Annotated in this window: 14 protein-coding genes; 8 read left to right on the top strand and 6 right to left on the bottom strand. The window is 38.5% G+C overall.

Annotated elements, in window-relative coordinates; translation table 11 throughout:
• Window positions 1-275: 275 nt before the first annotated feature.
• Window positions 276-7,211 carry a toxin C-terminal domain-containing protein gene (locus FPL17_RS02185; protein ID WP_159882887.1) on the bottom strand — a complete coding sequence of 2,312 codons (6,936 nt, stop codon included), beginning with the start codon at window positions 7,209-7,211 and terminating at the stop codon, window positions 276-278.
• Window positions 7,212-7,411: 200 nt separating this feature from the next.
• Here FPL17_RS02185 and FPL17_RS02180 point away from each other — a divergent pair, with 200 nt between their 5' ends.
• On the top strand, window positions 7,412-7,654 hold the full coding sequence (locus FPL17_RS02180; RefSeq protein WP_159882885.1) for an RHS repeat domain-containing protein: 243 nt from the start codon (window positions 7,412-7,414) through the stop codon (window positions 7,652-7,654).
• 100 nt (window positions 7,655-7,754) lie between these two features.
• On the opposite strand, the gene FPL17_RS02175 is transcribed toward FPL17_RS02180, so the two are convergent.
• A complete protein-coding gene (locus tag FPL17_RS02175) occupies window positions 7,755-8,099 on the bottom strand; it encodes a hypothetical protein (protein WP_159882883.1) in 345 nt (114 codons plus the stop codon).
• Between the two features lie 177 nt (window positions 8,100-8,276).
• Here FPL17_RS02175 and FPL17_RS02170 point away from each other — a divergent pair, with 177 nt between their 5' ends.
• Complete coding sequence (locus FPL17_RS02170) at window positions 8,277-8,594, top strand: hypothetical protein (RefSeq protein ID WP_228277584.1); 318 nt, start codon at window positions 8,277-8,279, stop codon at window positions 8,592-8,594.
• 792 nt (window positions 8,595-9,386) lie between these two features.
• Here the strand turns inward: FPL17_RS02170 and FPL17_RS02165 are convergent.
• Window positions 9,387-9,710: a hypothetical protein gene (locus FPL17_RS02165; RefSeq protein WP_159882881.1), complete on the bottom strand. Its 324-nt coding sequence runs from the start codon at window positions 9,708-9,710 to the stop codon at window positions 9,387-9,389.
• Between the two features lie 154 nt (window positions 9,711-9,864).
• Between FPL17_RS02165 and FPL17_RS02160 the strand changes: the two genes are divergently transcribed.
• The 4 genes from FPL17_RS02160 (at window position 9,865) to xseB (ending at window position 13,424) form a co-directional block, all read left to right on the top strand.
• Entirely contained in the window at window positions 9,865-10,179 is a 315-nt protein-coding gene (locus tag FPL17_RS02160; RefSeq protein ID WP_159882879.1) for an ABC transporter ATP-binding protein, read from the top strand.
• A gap of 276 nt (window positions 10,180-10,455) precedes the next feature.
• The gene (locus FPL17_RS02155; RefSeq protein ID WP_159882877.1) at window positions 10,456-11,814 is read left to right on the top strand and encodes an amino acid permease; all 1,359 of its coding nucleotides are present in this window, start codon (window positions 10,456-10,458) and stop codon (window positions 11,812-11,814) included.
• Between the two features lie 154 nt (window positions 11,815-11,968).
• A complete protein-coding gene (xseA, locus tag FPL17_RS02150; protein WP_159882875.1) occupies window positions 11,969-13,228 on the top strand; it encodes an exodeoxyribonuclease VII large subunit in 1,260 nt (419 codons plus the stop codon).
• Window positions 13,221-13,424 carry an exodeoxyribonuclease VII small subunit gene (xseB, locus tag FPL17_RS02145; RefSeq protein WP_159882873.1) on the top strand — a complete coding sequence of 68 codons (204 nt, stop codon included), beginning with the start codon at window positions 13,221-13,223 and terminating at the stop codon, window positions 13,422-13,424. Before xseA ends, xseB begins: the two co-directional genes overlap by 8 nt.
• 81 nt (window positions 13,425-13,505) lie before the next feature.
• On the opposite strand, the gene FPL17_RS02140 is transcribed toward xseB, so the two are convergent.
• A complete protein-coding gene (locus FPL17_RS02140; protein WP_159882871.1) occupies window positions 13,506-14,195 on the bottom strand; it encodes an LrgB family protein in 690 nt (229 codons plus the stop codon).
• Between the two features lie 11 nt (window positions 14,196-14,206).
• On the bottom strand, window positions 14,207-14,638 hold the full coding sequence (locus FPL17_RS02135; RefSeq protein ID WP_159882869.1) for a CidA/LrgA family protein: 432 nt from the start codon (window positions 14,636-14,638) through the stop codon (window positions 14,207-14,209).
• Between the two features lie 110 nt (window positions 14,639-14,748).
• Between FPL17_RS02135 and FPL17_RS02130 the strand changes: the two genes are divergently transcribed.
• Window positions 14,749-15,666, top strand: a complete 918-nt coding sequence (locus tag FPL17_RS02130; RefSeq protein ID WP_159886755.1) for a LysR family transcriptional regulator — start codon at window positions 14,749-14,751, stop codon at window positions 15,664-15,666.
• A gap of 115 nt (window positions 15,667-15,781) precedes the next feature.
• Window positions 15,782-16,633 (top strand): glutathione-dependent disulfide-bond oxidoreductase, encoded by an 852-nt coding sequence (yghU, locus tag FPL17_RS02125; RefSeq protein WP_159882867.1) that lies wholly within the window; start codon window positions 15,782-15,784, stop codon window positions 16,631-16,633.
• 213 nt (window positions 16,634-16,846) lie between these two features.
• Here the strand turns inward: yghU and FPL17_RS02120 are convergent, their stop codons facing one another.
• Window positions 16,847-22,918, bottom strand: a complete 6,072-nt coding sequence (locus FPL17_RS02120; RefSeq protein ID WP_159882865.1) for an SdrD B-like domain-containing protein — start codon at window positions 22,916-22,918, stop codon at window positions 16,847-16,849.
• Window positions 22,919-23,022 lie beyond the last annotated feature (104 nt).

The following is a 23,022-nucleotide window of genomic DNA, read 5'->3' as shown; positions in this document are numbered from 1 at the left end:
GAGGAATTTACTCAATTGGTTGTTTGTCATCAGGCTTTTAAATCTGTCGCACCTCATGTTTGAATTCGCAGCTCTTTGGAACCATTTATTAATCCTTACAATTCATTAAAATACATTTACCATCCATCTTACCCACCAAACTTATTGGCTTAGAAGAGTCCCCTCCATCTAGAGACAGCTCTACGAATAAATTTTGGTTCTCGAATGACTGTAACTCCTCTATCAATTGCTTAATTGTTTTGCCTCTTTCAATCCACTCAATTTGACTCATAAAATCAATCTCCAATTCTATTTAAGTTTATATCGTAAGTACCCATTCTTGTTTCTTTAGAAGCTAACTTCTCGACAGACTTTGCCATTTTCCAAGCACCTCCAATATGCCCATCTGCATCAGGAGTAATATAATATTTTCCTTTTTTATAAACGGCTTGATTATGAGAATACTCATTAGTTTTCTGAAAACCTAATTTTTTTGCTGCTGCAGTAGCTTCTTGAGTAGTCTTAAATAAGCAATTAGCATTATGCACCCATATATTTGCATCGCCTGCAAAATACGTGTGGTAGCCTTCAACTTCCAAATTATAAGTGGTTTCTACTCGATCTGTCTCAGTAAATGAAACAACTTTATGAACTTGATTATTTGCATCTAAAAGCCGATCACCTTCTTTAAGGTCAATACTATGTACCCATTTCTTGTCTACTACCCAGAATGGATGATCATCAGATACCTCTATTGTATTTTCTTTGCCAGAATGATCAATCGTCTTAAGCAAATAGATACGTCGATTTGGTACAACAAATACTCGTTTAACAGGTTTATAAGCGATCTCGCCTGTTTCTTCATGACGAGCAAGAACTAAATCACCTTCTTTAATTTCTACAATTCGCTTATATCCATCTTTTGTTAAAACTGGTGTGTCATCATCGAAACAGCCACAATCACCTTTCAGTAAACGTCCAACTGTTTTGAGACTCAATCCAGGAAGTTTCACTATTGGTATGTAATCTTTTAAACCATTTCTAAATGGATTGGCATCTATTGCGTAACCGATTCCCTCAAGATCATCTCCTATTTGGTATGCCAACCACGATCGTCTAGCTGCCTTATCCTCGTTGGAGCCATAGCCACCTGATCTCAATTTTGCAGACATATCTTGAGGAAGATCAAAATTAAGATTTAAATCCTCTATACGATATGAAACATGTAATGCTGCTCTTAATGCACCAATATCAACAAAATTATTACCTGGCAAAGCATATTGTTCTGGGAAATAGAAGCGATCAAAGCTTAATCCACCTCCATCATTATATTGAAATTGCAAGGCATAATCATCGTGGTTAATACCACCACCAAAGCCAATTTTAGGACGAAATGCTACTTCACTGTCACCACGGCCGATACCCGCATTGTTTGGTCCATAAGTTGCACCAATTGAAACACCGCAATCGCCTTTCGCTTTTGAACACGTACCAAGAACATCATCTAAAATCTTGGTGAATGCACGTCCAATTTCTTTCTTAACCTTAGAGAACCAACCAAAGCCACTAGGATCTAACAACGTCCCCGGATTATTGTGTACATACGCATAACGGTTATAACCCTGTAAGTTATCCGCTCCATCTATCGTCGGATCTGCACTAATAAAACGACCAATACTCGGGTCATACACTCGACCATTCATATGGATCAGACCAATACTGTCCAACATCTCATGCGAGGTAAAACCATGACGGCTACTCTTACCCTTCAGCGTATCCGTCGACACCGTTCCATCTACATTACGTCGCTTACCCCATGGGTCATAACTCAAACGCTCTAGCGGATTACCCGCTGCATCTGTAATCACCTCTATCGAATCTAAATGATCTGTATGGAAGTAACGATAAGGTCCTGTCTTATTGATCGCTGCTACCGCACTGTTTGGAGCAACGCCACTTTGGTAAGCCGTGCCTAAGTCACCCGTTGGAGGCGTACCTTTGTCATTGCTGACATAACTGCCTACAACACCACCACCTGCATAGATGTAGTGCGCATACTCTGTAGTACCATCCGGTAAATAGCTCTTCTCAAACGTACCTCCTGTATCTATTCGTGGGTTCAAATAAACCGTCGTCGTGGTCTTGCCACCTTCTACACTAGTACGACGCACTCGCTCATGGTTGGCATCATACATAAAGTCCTCAGTCGTCGTGCCTTGCTTGATCTGCAACGGCATGTTGAAACTGGTCCAAGTGTAGTTATTCGATTTCGCTGCGTTAAAGGTGTCTTTACCACTACGACTCGTGATGTTACCAATCGCGTTATAGCTCACTGAGGAGCTTTCACCCTTCTGGTTTACAACACTCTTTAAGCGATTAATATTGTCATAGACAAAGCTTTCATTGATCGAGATACCCGCCAAGTTCTGGTTACGGTTAGTAAGGTTCCCAATCGCATCAAAGGCATAGCTGTTTTGTTGAATCGCAGCATTCCCTGTATTGATCGATTCAATAAAGCCGGTATCTGCTTTATAACCTTTTTTGGTCACGAGACCATTACCCAAGGTTTCTTGGGTAATATTGCCTCGTGCATCTCGTGCATTCGCCGCCCAGTACAACTGGTTACCCGCCAAGTTACGAACTTCTTTTAAGTAACCGTTGGTGTCGTAGATATTACGGTAACCAAAGCCTGTTGGGTAGGCAAAGGCCAAGGTACGACCTGCCGCATCATAGTTCCACTTGCTAATAAAGTCCGGATCCGTAGCTCCTTGGGCCTTTGGATCGATCTTCTTGCTGGTCGTAGTTTGGAACAGCCGACCAAAGGCATCATAAGCATAACTTTCACTATAGCCATTCGCCGAGCTCACTTGGGCAAGCTTTCCTTTACCATTCGCTGCTGTATCCCATGTCCATGTTGAACTTAGGTCTGGTTCCACACGTTGTTTTAAGCGGCCCAATGCATCGTACTGGAACGTGGTTTGTTGTCCTTTGGCATCTTGTTGCCAAACGACCTGACCCAATGGGTTGTAGCGGTATTTCCACGTCCCCAGTACTGGATCCACTTGTTGCAGTTTATTGCCATTGTTGTCTAAAGTTAGAACAATGCTATTTCCTAAAGCATCTGTGGTCTGGATTAAACGTCCCAATGCATCTCGGGTATATTTTAATGCGTTGTTATCGTGGTCTAGAATCTCAACCACTTCATTGGCAATGTTGCTCTTCTCTGTGCGTTTTAAGCCTTTAGCATTGATAATAGAGCTTTGTAGTCCATCATAAGTATAAGTCGTAACACGGTTCCCCGGTTCTACCAGTTTAGTAACACGACCGAGTACATCATATTCATAGCTGGTCCACTGCAAGCTACCATAAGCAACATTGCTGAGGCTTGGAACACTGCTACGGTATAAGCGTCCTGATGCATCATATTCACTTCGAACCACAACATCATTGACGTTGTCATAGGCCTTAGTCACTGTACGCTTCACATTGCCAACAGCATCTTTAAATACAAGCACTGGGGCATTTAAAGCTGTGGTACTGGTCGTCTTATAGTTCTCGCCAGTTTCACATTCTCGGCTATTGGTTCCAACACCCACAAAGGTTTTACATAATTGGTAATCGTTCGTAGTCTGTGCTGCACCTGCTGGTGTACTCACTTTTACCCGACCCAAACTATCAACCGTTTGTTTGCTCACCACACCATTTAAGTCGGTTGAAGTCAGCATTTGACCCGTCACCGCATCATAGCTCGAACTCGCCTGTTGCGATAAAGCATTGGTTTCACGTGTCTTAAACACACCTGCTGAATGGCCAGCTCCCGCTTCATAGAAGGAGTTCACAACACGACTACCAATATTGGTATCCGTTCCATTCCCCGCACCACTGACGGTAACCTTACTCAGGTTTCCGTAGTTGTCATATTCATAGTCGCTTTGCAGTTTTAAGGCCGCATTATTCGGCTCATCAACCTTCTGCTTTAACTGCTGCTTGGCATCATAATCAAATGTACTCTTCTTCGTCAGTGTTGGTTGCCCTGTTCGTGACGACGTCACCGTACGTTCTTTGACTAATCCTGGAATCCAGTTGGTACGATCCGCTGCTGAATAAACTGGTTTTACACTGGTACTAAATACACTGGCACCATCGGCGCTGGTCGTAGTGACACTGGAATCAATCAGATTCCCAAACACATTCTCATGGTTATTTGTGGTCACTGTGGTTGAAATCAGTTTACCCAAGTCATAGTTTAAAGCTGTTGATTTCTTAACCCGTGGGAATTTCACCTTGGTGGTTGGATAAGCACTATCACTTACAAAGTCTGCATCGGCCACCGTCACCTTCGATACCAAGGCATCATTGGCTTTGGTCGTCACTGATTTGGCCATTCCAACAAAGGGATAGTTCTGGTTAAAGATGGTTTCCTTCACCAGTTTATTAGTAACATCTGCACCACTGGCATTTTTATTATAGGTCTCCGACGTTTCGGTCATCGTTTCAAAGCCTAAGAAACGAGCTTCCTTGACATCAACCCTTGGCGACGCAAACAGATAAGTGCTTTTTGAGCCCAAAGCATTATTTAAATAGTTCTCGACTGCATAGGTCACCAAACTAGCTGAACCACTGCCTCGAATTGGAAATGGCCTAGCCTCCATGCTTTCAGGTGCTTGGCTAAAGTTGCTATAAATGAATTTTTGCTTTCGACCATCGCCTGTATCGATCGACCTCAGCATATTTTGTGAGTTTTTAAAACCACCCGATTTTAAAGAAACCCAAACTCTTCCTAAATCCCAAGCATCTTTTTCTGCGGCCTGAGAAAAATATGAGTAAATAAATGCTTCTGGTTTTGTCTTGGCTTTAGCCATAAATTGCAAATTAATTTCGGAAAAACCATCATTATTGATATCAGATAAGAATGGCATAATGCTTAAATTATAATTATTGGTTAAATCTGCCTCAGAGGAAGGAAATCCATTCATAGCATAAACCATCTCCTCCATAGGGGATCTAGGTTTATAAAAGTCTCGCATATCTTTTAAGAATAAATCATATTTTTGATCAGGTCTTTGGAAGTAAGTTAAGAGGTAAGGTTTTGCTGGATTACCTGCATACATAAAGAAATCTAAATGACCATCATCATTAAAATCAGCAAAGATAGGCTTACTAAAATAATAAGTACCCATCATCCCCCAACCTTGGGGTGGTGCTACAAAATCCGTTTCGATTTCGAATGGTTCAAAAAATATCTCTTTTTGTAATTCAAAAATATCGCCAGTCAAACTACCTCTAGAGACTAAGGGTGCCAAGGAAACTTGAAATCTTGCACGTCTTGGGTTACTCCCATTTACTGCTCCCAGATATATAACATTAAAAAGCAATATATCATCCAAACCATCTTGATTATAATCTACTATTACTTTTTGATAGGCAAAAATAGCATTTTTTAATTTAGCAGATGACTCTGAGATTTTTTGATTATTTTCGCACCCTTTAATTACCCTATTTTCTTTAAGTACATAACCATAAATATTATAAGTACATAAATATAAATCTGAGTTGTGTTGCGCAAAACTTAGGGCATCATGTGACCCATCTCTTTTAAATCGGCCTAACTCAGTTCCGTTAATAAAACCACTTTGCAAGCTATCGTAGACTGTAGGGTCAAAAACTGTTGATTTAACAGAAATCACATTCCCAAGTGCATCTAACTTAATCCCATCATATCGACCTGGATTAGATTTATTACGTCCACCGTATGATACAACTAAATCCGTAATACCATCATTATCAAAATCTCTTGCTACAAGATCTTTTAAATAAAACTTTGGTGTCGGAATATCTTTTAACTCTTTATAGAAATCAAACTGCCTCATCCCATTACTATTAAAGGATGAATTAAAAAATAGTATAGAGGAAATATTACCTGCACTCCCCAATCCATAAACAATCAAATCCTCAATGCCATCACCATTAATATCAGCAGTAGTAACCAACCAATCACTATACCCTGCAATTGATGGATGACTAAGGATCGTAGAAATCCTCGCACCTTCCAAGTCAACATTTGTAGAGTATAATTTTAAGCTATTATCTTTTTTAGTTATATAAACCACTTCTTTAGAAACTACATTATTTCTTGTTTTTATTCTTATCGTTTTCATTCCTTCAGCCTCAGGAAGCTTTTCAGGCATGTCACGAACAGGCGTCATCATTAAGTCTTTACCATAAGAATTCCATTCTATTTTAGTAGGTACGACACATGAATTATCCACTCCATCAAAAGTACAGTAATGAATGCTTTTCAGTCGAGTTGTGCTCGCTGTATTCTCATCTATCGAATCATATTGAAAGCTATATTCTCTTTTTAAAATATTATTAGATTTTATATTTATCTTTGCTAACTTTTTATCTAATAGCCTTGTTGCACCATCTTCAATAAACCCACTCTTTTTCTCAGCCTCACTTCGATCGATATATTCAAATTCAATTGAGTTAGTTGCAGCTACAGCACTTGCTCCATTATTGCCCGTATATTTAATCGCTTTGGGATACAGCATCCCTTTAAGCAAATCTTGATACTCTACAGTCCAATAATTACCATTTACATCAGTTACAGAAGTTAAGCCCCATTCGTAAATAACAGGCGCGGCTGTATTCTCTACATATCCACCAGCATTATTTTTAAGGTTTCCTTTTACTGCAGCAGAAAATTCCTGAATGACTCCATTTTTATGTTTTACAATAAATTTTTTGATTACAGAACTACTAGCAGATTCAAGCTCGATGGTAACTTTTGCAAAACTATCACTTTCTAACCGAAATTCTGTCTTAGCTAACTCAGTGCCATCAGGACTGACTCGAATTAATTTTTGGCCATTCAAACTGAAACAAGAATTAGAAAATAAAACTGCACTCAGCTTTTCTTCACGTGAAGATAATGCTGGTGTATAAAGCTTACCATTCTTAAGTTCATTACAACGAATTATTGAGGACAATCCTGATACGCCCCATCCCATACCTAATATTCCATTAGGTGATTGGCCATTATAATTTATACTTAATTGTGGTACGAACCCATTCAACGAAGATGGGATTACAATTGGAATCGAGTGATCGACAACACCCAATGAGTCAATACTCGTAGCCCCCTCCAAACTACTAGCCAACTCTAATTCAGCAGCGTGGCTCTGATGAATTGCAATCAAAATCGATAAGAAAAGTAATTTATATTTCATTTTTTTCGGCTTTCAAAAAGACAATGCAATATAACAAAAAATATATTAATTTACATAAAAACAACGATAAAAAGCCAACCACTTCCACGTGAAATGAGTCCAAAAAACTAAATTAATTAAATTTTTTCTTAAACTATTAGTATTCGTAGTAACCATAGTGCTACAATGCAGCTAAAATATATAACTCTAAGAGACTTCATATGCGTGTGATTTTTTTATCATTATGTTTAGCTTTAAGCTCAACAACACTGTTACATGCTGCTTCAGCCACTTATAAATATGATACTTCAGGCAAACTCATCGCGATTGAATATGATGATGGTACAAAAATAACTTATTTATATGATAATCAAGGCAATATGATCTCTTCAACTTCAACAAAAGTTGACCCTAAAAATTTAGCTTGGTTGCCAGCTGTATTGGACCTTATTCTTGAAGATTAAATTCTAAAATTACCATACATCATACAAACTCTATAATAACGATACCACTAAGTTAATTGATGGTATCGTCATTAAAAACTTATCTATGACAAGCAAGTTTTCACTCTTGCCAAATTGAAACAGTATTTATATCCTCACCATCACCCCAACGTGTACAAGTACTATAACCCTCTATTAAAACTCTTTTATTCATTGCTTGAGCCATCATCAGGGTTGCTAATTGTCTTTTACCTGCTGCACTATTTTCATTTTTTACTATGAAATAACTTTTTGTCGCACATGCAGGTACAGTTCCTTTTCTTGTTCCTTCTACATAAATCCAAACCAAACCATCTACATCTCGTACATGGATTGCAGTAACTTTACCGTCAAATGTACTGGCCCATACAGTATTACCCAGTAAAACTGTTATTATCAAACTCAAGAATACCAATATTTTTTTCATTTCAATAAAACCCAACTAATTTTAAACCTACAATATATACAAAAAAAAACGTAAATATAAATATAAACAAATAATTCGTATATAATTTTTAAAATTTTTTGATCCTATCAAACAAACCACTTCTCTGTAAGTAAAATTTAATAATGGTGCAAAATGTTTAAAAGAATAGTAATTCTCATGTTATTTATTTTAGGAATGACTAGCCAAACCTATGCTGGCGAAGATGTTCAAGGCAGAAAAATCATAGATATAGGCTGTCACAGAGATATTGGTACCTGCTATGTCACGTTAGATGGTCCTGCATTTGGATCATCTTTAAAGTGTCTCCACGGGGCCACAAATCAGTTCCGTTTTGATGATTCAGATAGTGTCAATGGTAGAAGAGCTTATGCATCCTTGTTGGCTGCATTTCTCCAAGGAAAAACAGTTGATGTATTCCTTGATGGATGTAGCGTACAAGGCGCACCTTTAATGCAATATTTTCACATTAAATAATTTACTAAAATATAGTGGTGTTTTTACATGCCAATGTAAAAACATCACTATAACCATAAAATTAATCATTCAATGTGTAATGATAAAAACTAGGAGCTAATTTCCATGGCTCAAAAGCAGAACAATTTTCCACATTAGAGAAATAGAGAGTAACCGTTTATTTGTAAGTTGTGCAATTAACAACATAGCTAAAAAATTTACTGCAGTTCGCGGGAGGAATTTCATTTACTACAGATGAGGTACTAGATAATACTGGATAGCCTAACCCACCAACTGACTGAGCTAAAATATTTCCAGTTTGAGGATTAACTGATACTCCCGAAACAGGTCCTGTACACATTAATGCCATAGCATTACTAGTAGTAAGAATAAAAATTAAAAAAAGTACAATGCGTTTGTATACTTTACTCACAACAACCCCAAAAAATTTAAATAAATCTATTGAATGTTACTTTCTCAGATCTAGCAGAGTAAGCAAAAGTAATTTTACCCAATCAGAAATTAGTTTATTCATAGAAAAAGCTGATAAAAATATAACATACACATATTTAAACAATGGTAGTTCTTTTTCAAGACGAGCTATTGATTCTTTGGAGCTATCTCCATTACTGACAGGCTCATTAATTTACTGATAGGCTCTTTAATTCAAGAACAGTCTCAGTACTATAATTATGAACGATTAATGTATTAATATTAACGAAAAAAATAATATTCACACGAATAAAAACTGTAGTCAATACGAGTAAAAAACATAATACCCGCATCAACCCAACTTAACTTCCAAGCATAATCTTACTGCGTGATTCTAATCATATAAGGTTTAGTATGATAATCCGTTTCATCACAACTATATTGCTGCCCAGTATAAAAAAACCTTAAAACAACTTCTTTATCCATAGCAAAAGCTTGTTGTGCAACTGCCTGAAAAGGTTTAGTCGATGGATTTTGCCAGCTCCCCAAACTTTTCCACCGTTCTTTTCCCGCTTTATCGACAAGTAAAACAATTATTCCCCCATCTTCAGCTTGTATGCTTTTAATTTTATAACTACCACAGTCAATCTGCTCAGCATGCGAAAAAGATGCAACCAAGAGCAAAGCAAAAATAATTTTTTTCAAGATCACCTCGAATAATAAGTAAATTCTCAACAAAGTAGGATTTTTATGGAGACCATAATTATGATACAATATTGTTACAAGAATTAATCATATTTTTCATAATATGTTTGATTTTTAAATATCACTCTTTTCATCATTAACGATATCAAATAAAATGAAGAAACTAATACCGCTTTTTCTTATACTTGCTCAATCTACTTTCGCTGCTGAGACATGGGTTTCTGGAAAAATTACCAATATTACCAGCATAACTGAAGGTCTATTGATTAAATTAGAAGAAGGAAACTTACCTACAGTTTGCAATGGTCATGCAGCATTTGGATGGTTCTTGATTCCTCAGGAAAGAAAAACAATAATTGCGTTAACATTGATTCATTGGTCTCAAGGAAATCGACAAGTAGATGTATACGTTGATCCCAATCAGAGTACAAATAATTACTGTACTGTTCAACAAATCCATCCTCTTTAGTTTTTATTAAAATATAAAGAATAAAACGATAGCTATTTTAAAACTTTCGTTTTATTCCTATAGAAATAAAATTCCTAAAGATGCTAAACATGAGACTAAAATTCAACTATCGACCGATACAATAACGTTAACTATTTTAAGTTCAACGCATAAAAATTTATAAGGTCCATTTTCTAAAGTATAAATCTCAGAATCACTTTCTTAATTCATCAATCTAGCTAGTCGCCCCCCTCATGATCCATTACAATAGCTTCCTTTTGTTCAGCGCATCTTATTTTGAGTAATTCTTCTCCCCAATTAAAACGTGGACTAAAAAACCGCCATATCCAATTGATCGCAATGGGTGGCGCTGTGGGTACAGGTCTGTTTTTAGGTTCTGCTCAAGTGATCCAATCTGCAGGCCCTTCGATTATTTTGGGCTATGCCATTGTTGGCCTGATCGCATTTCTGATCATGCGTCAAATGGGTGAAATGATTGTAGAAGAACCTGTCGCAGGCTCTTTTAGTTATTTTTCACAAAAATATTGGGGAAGATTTGCTGGTTTCTTATCGGGCTGGAATTACTGGGTGGTTTATATTTTAGTGGCAATGACTGAGCTGACAGCCATTGCCAAATATATCCATTATTGGTGGCCACATATTCCTGCGTGGATCTCGACTTTATTTTTCTTCATTGTTGTGACCTGCTTAAATCTAGGCAATGTGAAATTTTATGGTGAATCAGAATTCTGGTTGGCCATTATCAAAGTCGTTGCTGTCATTTCAATGATTTTATTTGGTTTGTTTCTTTTGCTCACAGCAGGTACAGAATCAACTGCAAGCTTCGCAAATCTTTGGCAACATGGCGGATTTTTTCCACATGGTTTCTCAGGCCTGTTTTATATGTTGGCCTTTTTAATGTTTGCTTTTGGCGGCATTGAATTGATTGGTATGACTGCCGCGGAAGCTGAGAATCCAGAAAAAAGTATTCCTCAAGCCATTAATCAAGTGATCTTCCGTATCTTGGTTTTCTACGTGGCTTCACTTGCCATCATCATGTCACTGATTCCATGGAATCAACTTGATCTGGGTGGTTTGGACAAAAGCCCTTTCGTGATGATTTTCAGTCAACTCGGGATTAATTGGGCAGCACATTTACTTAATTTCATTATTTTAACAGCCGCGCTTTCAGTCTATAACAGTGGTATGTATGCCAATAGTCGTATGTTGTACGGGTTGGCGGTACAAGGCAATGCACCTAAAGTTTTTGCAAAAGTCAGTAAGCAAGGCGTACCTATGCCTGCGGTGATCTTTTCATCTGTTTTGATTTTTGGCTGTGTATTACTCAATTATTTTGTGCCAGAACAAGCCTTAAGCCACTTGATGTATATGGCAGTTGCTGCCTTAGTTTTAAACTGGGCCATTATTAGCTTTACCCATTTAAAATTTAAACGCGCCTTTCAGCAAGAAGGCAAAACCGTCAAATTCCCAGCCCTATTCTCACCCCTGAGTAATTATCTGGTTCTGGCATTTATCGTGATGATTTTATACATCATGTGGACCCAAGGCTTTAAGGAATCAGTGATTTTAATTCCAGTCTGGATCATGTTTATGTTCGGCCTATTCAAATTTTTGAAATGGAATAAATCACTTTAATATCTGAACCAAAACACGCATCTACAGCAATCTGTAAATTAAACTGTAGATGCGTTATCTCTCAACAAAAATAAATTAAAACAATATAGGTCTTATTTGTTATCAAGTTAATCCATTTGCTACTATAGCGCTATCCTATTCATTGTCTGACCTAATGTCTGAACCGCAACTTTCTCTAAGCGACTACCTCGCAACAGTACAGGAAATCATTCGCCTGACTTTTGAAGAGCCTGTGTGGGTAAAAGCTGAGATTCGGAATCTGAGTATCAAAGGTGGGCATTACTATCTTGAGCTTGCTGAAAAAGAACAAGGCACAGACAAAGTCATCGCAAGTTGTAAGGCCACGATTTGGAAATTTACTGCGGCTAAAATGGTACTCAAATTTGAGCGTGAAAGTGGCATTGAACTTTCCAAAGACTTGAATGTACTGATTAAAATCAAAGCTCGCTTTGACCCTCAATATGGTTTTTCAGTCAATATTGAAGATATCGACTCTAGTTTTACTCTAGGCGATATTGCCAAACGTTACCAACAGATTCTTGCTCGACTCAGCAGTGAAGGTTTACTTCCTCTAAATAAAGCCTTACCTACCCCTTTTGATATTGAGCATGTGTTAGTGATTGCACCTGAAAATGCTGCTGGATTAGGTGATTTCAAGAAAGATGCCGATGCATTACATAAAGCAGGTGTTTGTGATTTTGTCTATCATAATGCGACTTTTCAGGGAAATACCGCTGCGCACAGCATCATGGAATCTTTAGGTGCAGGACTACGTCAATGGGCAACAGACTACAACTTTCCACCCGACCTGATCGTAATCATTCGAGGTGGCGGTGCAGTCAACGATCTGGCGTATTTAAATGACTATGATCTTGCCGCCCTGCTGTGTAAACGCAAAGTGCCGATTTGGGTCGGGGTTGGACATGAAAAAGATCGAACTATTTTAGATGAAATTGCCCATCGTTCTTTCGATACGCCAAGTAAGGTGATTGCAGGTATTCGTAATTTGATTTCAGAGCGTTCTCTAGAAGTGATGGAACATTTTCAAACTATTAAATTGCTTTCTCAACATCAGATTACTGCTTATCAAAGCCAGAATGACCAATTGATCAATCGCATCAAGTCACAGGCTGAGAATCAAATCAGTACCAGCGAATTGCACCTTCAAGTGGCCAAATCAACACTACAATATTTTGCCAAGCAACAACTAAAAACAGCCTCAACTCAAATCGAGGCTTTAATGCGAGAAACCTTGTTGCAAAACCCGAGAAATGTACTGGCTAAGGGTTATGGCATTCTCCGCTGTGAAAATAAAGCGATTCGCTCAATCCATCAAGCGAGTTCATCCCTATCTATTGAAATGCAAGATGGTTATATCCATGCCAAGCTCACCGAGGTGATTGATCATGACTAAGAAAGAATTAAATTTTAAGGAAGGCTATGCATTATTAAAAAAGAATGCCGCTCTACTCGAAACACAAGAAGAACCTGATATCGATAATTTAATGAAAATCGTCGAAGAGTCAATGACGGCTTATAAAGCCTGTAAATCCAGAGTCGATGCAGTGCAACAGGCCTTGAATGAAACCTTTAAGGACAGTGAGTCATAGAGAACCTAAAAGCCACTTGCTGTGATTAACGATCAGCTTTGACTCACGCCCTATTGTCTTATGTAACAGTCAATTCAAGACTTAAATTAATAACCATAGGTGAATGGCAAACGGCCCAACCAGCACCATCAAGATACCTGCAATCACCATGGTTAAGCTTGCAATCACGCCTTCCTCATTATTACGTTGCTGTGCTCTTGCGGTGCCAAAACCGTGTGCGGCATTACCAAATGCAGCACCATTTGCCACAGCAGAACGAATTTTGGTGATTGCTAGAATGGCATCTCCGCAGATCATGCCGACCAAGCCCGTAATCACGGTGAATAGCGATACTAATGCTGCCGAACCATGAATATCTTCGGCTAAAATCATTGCAAAAGGTGTTGAGATAGAACGAGCCATCAAACTGTTGGTGACTTCTGGACTGAAATGAAAAAGTTGTGCCATCTCATAAGCCGACATTACCCCGACACTCATGCCAACAACAATCGCGATGGATAAAACACCGAGATTTTTACGGATGGTATCGCGATAACGATAAATAGGCACAGCAAAGGCAACCGTTGCAGGCCCAAGCAAATTCACAATCCATTGGGTATCTTGGGCATAGGTCTGATAAGAAATACCAAAAATCGTCATTAATACAATTGTCAGCACTGGCACGCTAATCGCGGGAGAAAACCATAATTTAGGATGTTTCTGATAGAGACGTTTTGCAACCGCATAGGCGACCAAAGTCCAGATCAGACAAAGGATTGACCAGAGATTCATGTGAAATGCCTTTAGATATGCTTATGCTGGAAAGGTTTACCTGTTTGCAAATAGCTTTTAAGACGGTTGTAGTAATGAATAGTCAGGCAGGTGCTCAACATTACCAAAATCGTCCCCAGCGCAATACTCAGTACAATTTGCCAGCCTTCGGTCATAAACAGGGTTTTGTACTGAACCACAGCGACAACCACAGGCACAAAAAACAGTAATAATTCGCCTAGAACCACTGAAGCCCCCATAGCCACTTGATCCATTTTAATAATCTTTAGAAATAGACAGATCAGCAATAACAACATACCTAAAATCCCTGCGGAAATCGGGACACCTAATTGTTGATGTAGGAAATATCCTATACCCCAAAAAGCCGCCAGAATTAAAATCTGTTTGGCCAATGTGAAGAAGCTGTTTGGGGAAGAGGTTTCAGAAACTGAATCAGTACTCATGACAACAAATAAGATGGTGAACTACATCATTATGTTATCCCAGTGGTCTTGGCACAATATGAATTATTCATGTTAAAATTATGCCAAAATGGAATAATATTTTATTCATGATGCTCTCATTCAAATCACTGCAATGCTTTGTCACTTTGGTCAAAACCCAAAGCTTTACCCGTACCGCAGAACAACTCTATCTGACGCAACCGACCATCAGTAAAATTTTGCAGCAGCTTGAGCAACAACTACAGGTACAGCTCTTGGTAAAACCTGAACATGGCCGCAAGAGACAGGTTGAACTGACGGAAATTGGCCATCGCATCTATCAGCATGCGCTTGAGCTTTTGCAAGCCGAACAAAATATTTTTCTGGAAATCGAAAACTACCAGCAATTAAAAACAGGCACTTTAAAGCTTGGGGTTCCACCTTTAGGCTCTCAGCTGCTGACCACTGCCCTGTTTGATTATCATCAACAATGGCCAGAGATCGAGCTTTCCTTCCTTGAAGTCGGTTCCAAAGGAATTGAACAAGCATTACTGAATAATGAACTAGATGTGGGTGTGTTGCTGCATCCTTTTGATCAGCAAATTTTTAATAGCATTGAATTGTGTGATTATCCGTTGATGGTACTATTAAGACGAGATGCAACATGGGCCACACGCAAGAAAATACATCTAGAAGAATTACAGCATCAATCCTTTTTAATGTTCCCTGAAAATTTCTCGCTCAATCGCATTATTCTGGATGCATGCCAGCAACATGGTTTCTACCCAAGCATCGCATGCCGTACCAGTCAATGGAATTTGCTAGCAGATATGGTGCTACAACGTATGGGGATTGCCCTATTGCCGCAATATTATACCGACATGCTTGATCCCGATTTGTTTGCAGCCATTCCACTCGAAAGACCAAATATTCAGTGGCATCTCGCTATGGCATGGAAAAAGAATCTGCCCATCTCTCCCGCAGTACAAGCTTGGCTTGCCGTTATTCATCAACACTTTCAATTGATTAAGTCAAAAATTGATGAATGAAATATTCAAATAAAATTTGCAGAAAAATTCATAAGGCTTTGCCACAAAAATGCTACCCAATCTTGGATTAGCTCACCTACACTGGATTGATCTATTGATGAGATGGCAAATCATAATGAATGATTCAAACTATATTCCAGCCAAAGTTTGGCAATGGACTGGAGACAAAACCGATTTAAATCAACCAACATCAGGTAGTCGCTTTGAGCAAAAATTACCTGTTGGCAAACATCCGCTCCAGTTATATTCGCTTGCCACGCCTAACGGACAAAAAGTTACTATTCTGCTTGAGGAACTGCTCGCATTAGGACATATAGATGCTGAATATGATGCATGGTTAATTAAAATTGGTGAGGGTCAGCAATTCGGTAGTGGCTTTGTGGAAATTAACCCAAATTCTAAAATCCCCGTCTTGGTTGATCATAGTCAAAATCCGCCACTCAGAGTGTTTGAATCAGGTTCAATTTTGCTCTACTTAGCTGAAAAATTTAAGGCTTTCATTCCCACTGATGTTGCTGCACGTACTGAATGTTTGAATTGGTTATTCTGGCAAATGGGCAGCGCACCTTATATTGGTGGCGGTTTAGGACATTTTTATGCCTATGCACCCGTAAAAATTGAATATGCCATTAATCGTTTTGCTATGGAGACAAAGCGCTTATTGAATGTATTAGATCAACATTTGGCAAAGCACGAATACTTGGCGGGTGATGAATATAGCATTGCCGATATTGCCGCTTTTCCGTGGTATGGCAGTGTTGTAAAAGGCTGGGTTTATAATGCGGATGAATTTTTAAGTGTCGATCAGTATAAACATGTGCAACGTTGGGCCGATGCCATTTTAGCGCGCCCAGCCGTACAACGTGGTCGTATGGTGAATCGTACTTTTGGTGATTTAGCTACCCAGCTACATGAACGTCACGATGCAAGTGATTTTGAGAGCAAAACCCAAGATAAGTTGCAATAAGTATTTTTCATCAGATGAAAAAAATAAATAAAAGCCTTTGTTTTTCACAAAGGCTTTTTGAATTTTTGCTGAGGCACAATGCTGGCTCATACGATACATACTTTATTCGACTCCCCATTGGTCAGGGATAAAACGGATTTTCCTCGTGAAGTATGTGAGCATTTGCTTGCCAAACTTTCCAGATGAGGTTAAAGCAGCTTATTGACCTAAAGCCTACCTTGACGCTGTATTACTAGCGAATAAATTCTCATCAAATTTAAATCTGAAACGAACATAAGCACCCTGAATGGTAGTGTCACTATCGACCAGATCATCATCTTTATAACCTGAGAAATTATAACCACCAGACAACCATAGGTTTGCTGCAACGAGGTATCCAAGCTCAGCACCAACGAGAACTCTACGCCCAGAACTCATATCGGACCATAATACGCCAGTATGTACACCAGCATCCCATCTTTCATTGATGTCATACATTGCTCTTGCGCTAAACATATGTGTCATACCCGTAGATGCTAAACCAGAGAATGTGGTTTCCACATTTTTCACAGCATATTGACTCGACAGCGTAAGATCTCGTGTTGGATGATAGTTCAAATGATTCGAGAAAATATAAACATGTTTAAGATAAGGGTTACTTAAATCTGTTTTATTATCATCATAACGGTATTCAACTTTGGCCAACGCATCAAAACGATTGTGCTCCGTATCTCGATAAGCTAATCCTAACTGGAAGCGATCTATTAAACGGTCACCGCTACTGTCATTCTTGCTGTCGGTAAGGCTCACGACATTTTTTGCTAACAATGTCACATCATCTGAATATTTATAAGCAGCACCTAAATTATTCAAAATCGTATCTGACTGATCTGACCAACGTGCTTCAATACGGGCAACAGCTTTCCAGTTTGGATTCTTTAAATATTCAACACCTAAAGATGCCGCTGTACTATCAGAACTTAAATTATTTGCACTTGATAAAGACTTGGTTTGTTCAAAACTTGTATTCGCATAAAAACCTTTTTCAAGTTCCCAACGATTACGCAAACCGATTGCTGCCTCAGCTTCTCGTGCACTAATACCATCGCGAATACGATATTCACTAAAAGCTGTGCCGTTATTGTTATATTTACTATCAAGACCGAATACAGTTACATTGCGTCGTTGATTACTATTGAGATCATAAAGACCGCTAAGACTAGAAACTAATTCATGGCGACCATAGGCACGAAGTTTTGAATTAATTTGATAATTTGCACCCAGTGCAAAAACACGGCGATCGGCTTCCGAAATGTCTTGTTCATATTCAGCAAATACATTTGAACCTTGCCAAGGAAGTTGACTGGTTAACTTAGATCGAACAGTCACACCGTGATATGGCGCAATTTGCGTGGTGTTTAGCGTTGCTGGATTAGATGATTCATCATAATATTTTAAACCAAGCTCTACAGCTAAAATACGATTTATTGCACGCTCAATACTTGCTGAAACACCTTGATTTACGCCACTTAGTTGATCTTCAGTACGAATCGCTTCTAGCTTTGCCAAACCAATTTTATTGAGTTGTACCCGCCCTTTAATTCCACTTTCTTTACGACCCGCTGTAATAGGAGCTGCAGTATTATAAAAACCAGTATCTGCTTGATTATGATAAACCTTCATTTCCAAGTCTTTATAAGCGTAGTTAAGTTCAACTCGCGCAGCATTACCTGATAATTTACCGGTCGCATCAGGTGCGACATTAATCTGTGTTAATGAATTCAAGCCATCATTAATATTCTCTGATCGAGCAAATTCAGCAACTAACTTACCTTTATCATTCGCAAATTTAACAACCGTATTTACACTCGCCAACTGATCTTGAGTCTGTGGATTATTGCTCTTGACATAAGAAGCCCCCACTTTTACTTTATCGGTGACTTTTACAGAACCAGATACGCCACCTACAGTATATTCTTCGCCGCCCTGATCAGATTCAACCGTAATGCGTAGAAATACTGGATTTAAATCAGCATCAACACTTGGAACTGGATCTTTGAGATAAATACTATTACTGAACGTATCGACTTCATAATCAGTAAAACGGGCCAAGGTTGTACGTGCAATAATTAAACCAGAATTGTTCCGATCACGCGTAATAACTTCTACTTTTTCACTATTTTCACGTACATCTTGAGCATTAACACCACCTAAACTATATGGACCAGAAATCCCCATAGCTCGTTGCTCATTAACAACTTGTTGTGTATTGGTCTGTGCAGCAAATGCCGTAACTTTATATTTATCAATTTCGACAGTACTACGCACACCTGTTAAAGAACGGTTATATTGACCTAAAGATAAACCTTCATCATTTTCAGTCCGTGTGACGTAATCACCATACATAGCATATGAACGGCCTTTATCGACACGAATATACAATTTGCTGGTTGATTGAGCATCAAAGCCTTTGGCAGCAGAATCACCATAGACTGGATAATATTCATCAGGACGAATATCACGGAATAATCGTTGCTTCTTATCTTTGTCTGAATCATATGCAAGTGTCAGAAGATATTCACCTTTGACCTTACCTTTCAAAAATAATGCAGCCCGACCCGTTAAATTACGCTTACCATCTTTTGAAGCTGAAATTTCATTTAATTCCTCTTCAAAACCATCGTTTGAATTGGTGCCACTCAGTTCTTTAGGATCAAACTTTTTAAAATTAAGTGAACCTTCAACCATACCCACAGCAATGATTGGTCTTAAATCAGGTAAGAAACGAATAGGTGTGCTTGAATGGAAGATACCACTTTCAACAGATAGAGTGCCTTCACCCGCTTCAATTGGTGCTTGAATTGGAACAAGTAAAGTGCCACCTTCAACAAATACTTGAATACCCGGCTGTTTTGGATCTAAATCAACTAAATCAATTTTACCAATTGAACTGTCTAAGGTAATTGGTGTGCGACTTGATACCAGCGTGCCATGTCGGTCCACAATTTTTAAATTCACATTAAAACGATCACGACCATTCGCTTGCGGAATCGTTTTACTTGGCTCAAGTTGCAGTTTATCTAATTGGTCTGGTGCAATTACTTGAATACGTTTGGTGTCACGTGTGTTCCCCATCATATCCACTTGGCGTACTTCAATTGTGTTATGGCCTGCATTTAAGTCCACACCAATAAAGTCTAAACCTGAAACCTGCATATTCGGTAATACAGCACGTTTACCAATACGCTTTTCAGGCACACGTGTTTCATTTACCCACAGTTCAAGTTGAGTACCAGCCGCACCTTTAACCTGAATAGATGTTTGAGGATAAGGCAATACTTGCCCATCTTTGAGGTTCAAAATTTCTAATTGATTATTCACAGCTGCTTCTAAAGCTGTTTCAAGGTTAATCATTTTTGCAGTATTAGCAGAATCTACAGGTACTTCATTTGGCAATACCAAAGTTGAAGAACTTGGTAAAGCTACAGAAGGCTGTACGCCCGATTTTTCAGGCTCAAATTGTATTTGCTTAATTTCCTTGATTTGTTCTTTTGAAAAATCAAGATTACAGTTCGCCTGAACTCCAACTGCTGAAATACACCCACTCGACGGTTGCCCGCGGACATCAGTAACTTTAGAGAAAATTGGATCAGCTGTTAAATCTGAACGTAATATTTGCTCTAAATTTGTATTATCCTGTTCAATGCTTTTTTTACGCTCTAGCACACGTTCAATTAGAGATTCTGAACATTGCCCTTCACCTTGAGCAATCGCAAAATCTGCCCGATGCAACTCACCACGTTTTAAATCAACAAAACGGCTATTTGGGTCACCAGCTTGACGATTACTAATTAATACCAACTCAGAACCAATAGGTAAACTAGTCCGATCTACTTTTAAAATATGGGTTTTAGCACTAATTCCATAGAAGTCATATTTACCTTCACTATCGGTAATAACATAGCTTCCATCCTCTAAATAGATACGAACACCAGGAACACCTATTTCGCCAGCATCTTGAACACCATTGCCATCACAGTCAGTGAAGACTTTACCTACAATAAAACCATCGGAAATCATCGCACCAGGTGTTACTTCTACCTTTGCCGAAGCTTCATTTGACTCGATACCTTTCGCATCTTTGGCACGCACACGGTTAATCCCATCACCATTGAGTGCATTAGGTCCAATATAAACACGATATTGAACTTTGACTTCTTTATTTGGCGTGAGCGTGCCTAATCCAAGCTTTAAATAAGGACCTTTGCCACCCAATGGATCTTCAACTTTGGTACCGTCAACACGCATCGAACCTTGTACATAAATAAAGCCTCGAGGAAGCGTATCGGTGATTGAGACATTCGCCGAATCTGCAGTCCCACGATTTGCAACAGTAACCGTATATTCTTCAAACTCACCAATCTCAGCCGTCTTATTTGAAGCAGCTTTTTTAACAAATAAAGATGAACTGGTATTTGCGACTTCTGGGTCGATTGGAATATCAATATTAAGTGCTGGATCACCATTATTTAATGTAAACTGCCCCGCATATGACCATTTTAAATCGACTGCTTTGTCTGCTGGAAAGCTTGGATATACAGCGCGATCACTGGCAAAGGTATAACGTGTATTACCCGGAATTGTCTTGGTATCAACAACAAAACTATATGTTCCCGCCTTGACAAGTGGATAAATAAATTCACCTGCACTATTGGTCACTTGTGTTGCGGGTATAGAAGTCTGCTCACCAGTTTGAGCATCAATTTCAAAAGCAACATTACTGCCAATTGGCTGACCATTTTGATCTAATAAAGTAACTGTAGCTCCAGCCACAGGTAAACCCGTTTTAGCATCAAATACAGTGCCATACGGATCCATCAAGACATTTGTATTAATGTCCGTGATTGTTGCTGTAGATTGGCCTTGCGCATCCAAACAATCCGTTAAACTAATATCAACTTTATCGCGTTTAAGCGTTTGTAAAACTGCATCAAATGAAATGCCTTTGTCTGATAACGTGGTTGGTAATGTATAATGAAATACACCAGTATTCACACCCGTTTCGACACCAATAACTTCTTCTACATCACTAGTCTTTGTTGATTTAATTCTAATTTTTACACGATCAGCCGTATAGCGATCAGCATTACAACTTGCATTTTTAGCCTCAATATTCAGCGGTTTATTAACGCTACCCGTGGCTAAAATGTTCTTAAAATCACTTGAGTTATTTGTAATATCAGCAGAGCCACTAACCAATGTAGATGCTACATTTGATAAGATATCTTTCTGGCTATCAGTAACTGCATAAGAAACTTTATAGGTATTTTTTACAGTGGTTTTTGCAATATTGCGATTCATACTGACGACAAGATCAACTTGCTCAGAGGTATTCGCGGCAATTTGTGGAAAACCAACAACAAGCTGGTTGATCTGTGTTACGTCACTTGGGGCGATCGTACTATAACTATTATTTGCAAGCTTATATAAAATTTTAGCTTGCGCATTTTTCGCTAAAGCAGATTTGAATGTGGTATTCGGTGGCAACTCATCGACCAATAACACCATTTTTTGTGTTTGACCATCTACCATTACATCAATAGGACGAGCTGATTTTTTGCCTTGATTGCTAATATTTAATGTGTAATTTAAATCGTAATTCGCACTTGCTGAAGGCTCAAAGGTTTTTTGTTGTACTTCTTTGGTTGCAACTAATTTCGCGCCATAGCTAATTGCACTATCTATCGCATTTGCTGTTGCATTGGTATCTTCAATAACAGTTGCTTTAATCGGCAAGTTAAATTGCTGGCCTTCAGTTAGATTTGAATTTGTGGTGGCAACGACCCACAAATTGACACTCTGTCCTACTTTTAAAGATACAGGTTGCATGACTTGCTGATCAGTTGTATCAAACTGACCATCTTTATTTGTGTCTATGTAAATTTTTATATTGTTTAATTCATTAATTGTTACTGCATCTAGCTGTACATTAACTGGTGCATTACTATTATTCGATAAAGTATTTGCCCATATTACTCTTACATTTGGCTCAGTATCGAGCACAGGCGGTGTAGTTAGAGTAATGGCATATAATGCTGAAACGTTGACTTCTACAGTATTTGAAACCGATTTTTGTTCTTTACCATTTGCAGTGGTAAAAGTTGCATAAGCAACGTTTTGAATCGTACTACCAACTTCAGGAATATTCGCGGCATGACTATACTGCGCAGACAATATAGATATTGTCAGCGTTGATAACATGAAAGACATGTTTTGACATGCTCGAATTTGCTTCTGTTGTAGCACAGCGCTCTACCCTTCAACTAAATAGTCTAAAAAATAAAATTAAAAAATTATGGTATGAGGACACCTGCAAAGCACAATGTCCTCACATTTAATTAATTCATTCC

The organism is Acinetobacter dispersus (assembly GCF_009884975.1).
Lineage (GTDB): Bacteria > Pseudomonadota > Gammaproteobacteria > Pseudomonadales > Moraxellaceae > Acinetobacter > Acinetobacter dispersus.
This window is presented reverse-complemented; position numbering and strand designations above follow the sequence as displayed.